At 71.4% G+C, this 3,952-nt stretch carries 4 protein-coding genes; all 4 read left to right on the forward strand.

What is annotated here, in order from left to right:
• The first annotated feature begins 22 nt into the window (after window positions 1-22).
• The gene (locus tag ACLU3S_RS36100; RefSeq protein WP_413956207.1) at window positions 23-163 is read left to right on the forward strand and encodes an adenosylcobinamide-GDP ribazoletransferase; all 141 of its coding nucleotides are present in this window, start codon (window positions 23-25) and stop codon (window positions 161-163) included.
• Between the two features lie 263 nt (window positions 164-426).
• On the forward strand, window positions 427-1,962 hold the full coding sequence (locus tag ACLU3S_RS36105) for a leucyl aminopeptidase (RefSeq protein WP_413956204.1): 1,536 nt from the start codon (window positions 427-429) through the stop codon (window positions 1,960-1,962).
• A 305-nt stretch (window positions 1,963-2,267) separates the two neighbouring features.
• Window positions 2,268-3,656 carry a dihydrolipoyl dehydrogenase gene (lpdA, locus tag ACLU3S_RS36110; protein ID WP_413956205.1) on the forward strand — a complete coding sequence of 463 codons (1,389 nt, stop codon included), beginning with the start codon at window positions 2,268-2,270 and terminating at the stop codon, window positions 3,654-3,656.
• A 61-nt stretch (window positions 3,657-3,717) separates the two neighbouring features.
• Window positions 3,718-3,952 (forward strand): biotin/lipoyl-containing protein (locus tag ACLU3S_RS36115; RefSeq protein ID WP_413956206.1); only part of this gene is annotated, 235 nt, incomplete at its 3' end.

Genomic DNA, 3,952 nt, shown 5'->3' on the forward strand with positions numbered 1-3,952 from the left:
CGCGCTGCGCGCGGCCGCCGCGGTGCTGCTGGCCCTCGCCGCCGCCGAACTCCTGCTGCGCCGCTGCACCCGCCGCCTCGGCGGGGTCACGGGCGACGTGTTCGGCGCGCTGGCGGAGACGGCCGCGACGACCGCGCTGGTAGTGCTGTCGTTCGGCCGCTGAACCGGTCCCGCTGCCGGGTCACGTCCGGCTCCGGCCGGGCGTCTCACGGGCGGACGCGACCCCGACGTCGCGCACGGGCGAACACCCACAGGAATGAGCGAACGGGCACACGCGCGTAGTCTCGTCCCGGGTGTTCGCCGACAGGGTGAAGACCCCGGATGCCACCTGTCCCCAGGCCTGGACCTAGGGTCGGCTCTCGGGCCCGGTCGACCCACCCTCTTTCGGCCACAGCAACTTCACATCGGAAGCGAGAATTCACCACCGTGACTGCTCTGACTCTCAGCACCGCCGCGGCGGCCGGCCTACGGGCCGACGCGATCGTGATCGGTGTCGCCAAGGGCACCAAGGGCCCCGTCGTCGCGCCGGGCGCCGAGGCCGTGGACAAGGCGTACGACGGCAGGCTGGCCGGCGTCCTGGAGACCCTCGGCGCCTCGGGTGCCGAGGGCGAACTGACGAAGCTGCCCGCACCGGCCGGCTTCAAGGCCCCGCTCGTCGTGGCGGTGGGCCTGGGCGCGGAGCCCGCCAAGGACGCCGACGCCGGCTACGACGCCGAGGCGCTGCGCAAGGCGGCCGGCACGGCCGCCCGTGCGCTCGCCGGCTCGAAGAAGGCCGCGTTCGCGCTGCCCGTCGACAGCCCCGGCGCCATCGAGGCGATCAGCGAGGGCGTGCTGCTCGGCGCGTACTCCTTCGACACCTACAAGGAGAACGGCGGCAAGGACGCCAGGGGCCGCAACGGCAAGGCCCCCCTGGCCGAGGCCGCGCTGCTCGGCGGCAAGCCGCGCGACGCCGCCCACAAGGGCGCCGTCGCCCGCGCCGTCGCGGTGTGCGAGGAGCTGAACCGCGCCCGCGACCTGATCAACACCCCGCCGAACGACCTCAACCCCGCGATCTTCGCCGGGATCGCGCAGGCCGCGGCGAAGGAGCACGGCCTGAAGGTGCAGGTGCTCGACGACAAGGCCCTGGCCAAGGGCGGCTACGGCGGCATCCTCGGCGTCGGCGGCGGCTCGGCCGCGGCCCCGCGCCTGGTGAAGGTGACGTACGCGCACCCGAAGGCCGACAAGCACCTCGCCTTCGTCGGCAAGGGCATCACCTACGACTCGGGCGGCATCTCCCTGAAGCCGGCCGGCCACAACGAGACGATGAAGTGCGACATGAGCGGTGCCGCCGCGGTGCTCGCCGCCGTCGTCGCCGCCGCCCGGCTCGGCCTGGAGGTCAAGGTCACCGGCTGGCTGGCGCTGGCCGAGAACATGCCCTCCGGCTCCGCCGTCCGGCCCGGTGACGTGCTGCGCATGTACAGCGGCAAGACGGTCGAGGTGCTCAACACCGACGCCGAGGGCCGGCTGGTGCTCGCCGACGCGCTGTGGGCGGCCTCGCAGGAGAAGCCGGACGCGCTCGTGGACGTCGCCACGCTGACCGGCGCGATGGTGCTCGCGCTGGGCCACCGGACCTTCGGCGTCATGGCCAACGACGACGCGTTCCGCACCGCGGTGCACGAGGCCGCGGAGGAGGTCGGCGAGCCGGCCTGGCCGATGCCGCTGCCGGAGCACCTGCGCAAGGGCATGGAGTCCCAGGTCGCCGACATCGCGAACATGGGCGAGCGGATGGGCGGCGGGCTGGTCGCCGGCCTGTTCCTGCGCGAGTTCGTGGGCGAGGGCATCACCTGGGCACACATCGACATCGCCGGTCCGGCGTTCAACGAGGGCGGCCCGTTCGGCTACACGCCCAAGGGCGGCACGGGTTCCGCGGTGCGGACCCTGGTGCGGCTCGCCGAGCTGACGGCCGCGGGTGACCTGGGCTGAGTCGTCCGACGGCCCGGTCGCCGCAGTAGTACGGCGACTGCAGGGGCGTGGGGGTTTCCGGGCCCGCGGCGCAGCCGCACGCCCGGCTCGGCCCCGCGCCCCTCGCTCGTACGCACCTCCGTTTTCGGTGCACGTGGGGTGTCTCACACCCCAGCCCCGCGTCTCTTCCGCCTGGAACAAGTGCAAAGATGGAGCCCGGCAGGACAGGGCCCCCACCGAAGGGCCGAAGCATCAAGCGGCCGGACACCAGCCGCCCGCCGGTCACTGGAGACCGGCGCAAGGCGCACATGCATGGAGGACGTGACGTGGCGAACGACGCCAGCACCGTTTTCGACCTAGTGATCCTCGGCGGTGGTAGCGGTGGTTACGCCGCGGCCCTGCGCGGGGCGCAGCTGGGCCTGGACGTCGCCCTGATCGAGAAGGACAAGGTCGGCGGTACCTGCCTGCACCGGGGTTGCATCCCCACCAAGGCCCTGCTGCACGCGGGCGAGCTCGCCGACCAGGCCCGCGAGAGCGAGCAGTTCGGCGTCAAGGCCACCTTCGAGGGCATCGACGTCCCGGCCGTCCACAAGTACAAGGACGGCGTCATCGCCGGCCTGTACAAGGGTCTGCAGGGTCTGATCGCGTCCCGCAAGGTGACGTACATCGAGGGCGAGGGCCGCCTGTCCTCCCCCACCTCCGTCGACGTGAACGGTCAGCGCGTCCAGGGCCGCCACGTCCTTCTCGCCACCGGTTCCGTGCCGAAGTCGCTGCCCGGCCTGGAGATCGACGGCAACCGCATCATCTCCTCCGACCACGCCCTCGTCCTGGACCGCGTGCCGAAGTCCGCGATCATCCTGGGCGGCGGTGTCATCGGCGTCGAGTTCGCCTCGGCGTGGAAGTCCTTCGGCGCCGACGTCACCATCGTCGAGGGCCTGAAGCACCTCGTCCCCGTCGAGGACGAGAACTCCTCCAAGCTTCTCGAGCGCGCGTTCCGCAAGCGCGGCATCAAGTTCAACCTCGGCACCTTCTTCCAGAAGGCCGAGTACACCCAGGACGGCGTCAAGGTCACCCTCGCCGACGGCAAGGAGTTCGAGGCCGAGGTCCTCCTCGTCGCCGTCGGCCGTGGCCCGGTCTCCCAGGGCCTCGGCTACGAGGAGCAGGGTGTGGCCATGGACCGCGGCTACGTCCTGGTCGACGAGTACATGCGCACCAACGTCCCGACCATCTCCGCCGTCGGTGACCTCGTCCCGACGCTCCAGCTCGCGCACGTCGGCTTCGCCGAGGGCATCCTGGTGGCGGAGCGTCTGGCCGGTCTGAAGGTCGTTCCGATCGACTACGACGGTGTGCCGCGGGTGACGTACTGCCACCCGGAGGTCGCCTCCGTCGGCATCACCGAGGCCAAGGCCAAGGAGATCTACGGCGCGGACAAGGTCGTCGCTCTCAAGTACAACCTGGCGGGCAACGGAAAGAGCAAGATCCTGAACACCGCGGGCGAGATCAAGCTCGTCCAGGTGAAGGACGGTGCCGTCGTCGGCGTCCACATGGTCGGCGACCGCATGGGTGAGCAGGTCGGCGAGGCCCAGCTGATCTACAACTGGGAGGCGCTGCCGGCCGAGGTCGCCCAGCTCATCCACGCCCACCCGACGCAGAGCGAGGCGCTCGGCGAGGCCCACCTGGCGCTGGCCGGCAAGCCGCTGCACTCCCACGACTGAGCCTTCGGTCCACGGGCGCGACGACACAGACTTCCGCAATTCGTTAGGAGCAACCGAAACCATGGCGGTTTCCGTAACCCTTCCGGCGCTCGGTGAGAGCGTCACCGAGGGCACTGTCACCCGCTGGCTGAAGGCCGAGGGCGAACGCGTCGAGGCCGACGAGCCACTGCTCGAGGTCTCGACCGACAAGGTCGACACCGAGATCCCCTCCCCCGCCGCCGGCGTGCTCGCCTCCATCAAGGTCGCCGAGGACGAGACGGTCGAGGTCGGCGCCGAGCTGGCCGTCATCGACGACG

Origin of the sequence: Streptomyces sp. AF1A, assembly GCF_047340315.1 — a bacterium.
In the GTDB taxonomy this organism is placed as follows: domain Bacteria; phylum Actinomycetota; class Actinomycetes; order Streptomycetales; family Streptomycetaceae; genus Streptomyces.